A 1,257-nucleotide genomic window follows, 5' to 3' on the forward strand; every position below is an offset into this window, starting at 1 on the left:
GTGCCCTCGCCCGTCTCCGGACGGTCGATGACCTTCGACAGGTCGACGTCGCGGTTGAGCTTGGAGTCGGCCCAGAAGTACGTGCCGACGCTCGTCACCACCAGCAGCGTCACCAGCGTGATGGCCGTCACCTTGATACGGCGGCGCCAGTTCGGGGCGGGGCGCGGCTCGTACATGCCGTCGCCCGGGGCGCCGGGGCCTCTGCCACCGGGGGAGCCGTAGACCTGGCCGGTGTTGTAACCGTTGTCGTAGCTGCCGGGCGGCGGCTCCCCGTAGCCGCCGTCGACGTACGACGGCTGCTGGGGTACCCCGCCGGCGTACTGCGGAGCGCCGCCGTAGGCGCCCTGCCCGGGCGATGCCGCCGGACCGCGGCGGACCTGCCGCATGACACGGGCGCTCTCGGGCTGTGCGCTCGAGCTGCCGCGTCCGTAGCGGTTGCCGCGGTTGTCGCCGGAGAATCCCTCGGGCCAATCATTCATGCGCCCCAGTGTGCAGGTCCGGGTAGTGCGCCATACAAGAGTCGTCGGAAAATCAGAGCACGGCTGTGGCGAAGCTGACACAAAACCCCCTCATGCGCCCTCGGCATAAGGTGGGGGCCATGACAGACCAGGCCCCAGCTGCGGATTCCGGCAGTACGGATATCCCGGGCAAGCCGACTTCGGCGTCCCGCACCACCCTCAGCCACATCATGACCCACAACGACACGAACCTTCTGGGGACCGTGCACGGCGGGGTGATCATGAAGCTGGTCGACGACGCGGCGGGGGCCGTGGCGGGGCGGCACTCCGGCGGGCCGGCGGTCACCGCGTCCATGGACGAGATGGCGTTCCTGGAGCCAGTCCGCGTCGGTGACCTGGTGCACGTCAAGGCCCAGGTCAACTGGACCGGCCGGACGTCCATGGAGGTCGGCGTCCGGGTGCTGGCCGAACGCTGGAACGAGTCCGCCCCGGCCACGCAGGTCGGCTCCGCCTACCTCGTCTTCGCCGCGGTCGACGCCGACGGCAAGCCCCGCCGGGTCCCGCAGGTCCTCCCGGAGAGCGAGCGCGACAAGCGCCGCTACCAGGAGGCCCAGATCCGCCGCACCCACCGCCTGGCCCGCCGCCGCGCGATCATGGATCTGCGCGAGAAGCGAGCGGCAGAGGGCTTCGAGGACTGACCAGGACCGCGCGGCACTAGGGCCCTTCTGATGGGTCTCCGCGGCGTCGCGATGCCCGGCACGCTCCCCCAAGCTCTCGACTCCGCTCGAGCAGGGGGTAC

At 70.8% G+C, this 1,257-nt stretch carries 1 protein-coding gene and 1 pseudogene; one reads left to right on the forward strand and one right to left on the reverse strand.

The genetic code is table 11. The features are described 5' to 3' along the window. Positions 1-479 (reverse strand): annotated as a pseudogene (locus tag ABZ281_RS49800) (LytR family transcriptional regulator); the annotation flags it as partial. Between the two features lie 119 nt (positions 480-598). On the opposite strand from ABZ281_RS49800, the gene ABZ281_RS49805 reads away from it, so the two are divergent. Beyond that, positions 599-1,156 carry an acyl-CoA thioesterase gene (locus ABZ281_RS49805; RefSeq protein ID WP_356665501.1) on the forward strand — a complete coding sequence of 186 codons (558 nt, stop codon included), beginning with the start codon at positions 599-601 and terminating at the stop codon, positions 1,154-1,156. Positions 1,157-1,257 lie beyond the last annotated feature (101 nt).

The sequence above is a fragment of the Streptomyces sp. NPDC006265 genome (assembly GCF_040613555.1).
Taxonomy (GTDB): domain Bacteria; phylum Actinomycetota; class Actinomycetes; order Streptomycetales; family Streptomycetaceae; genus Streptomyces.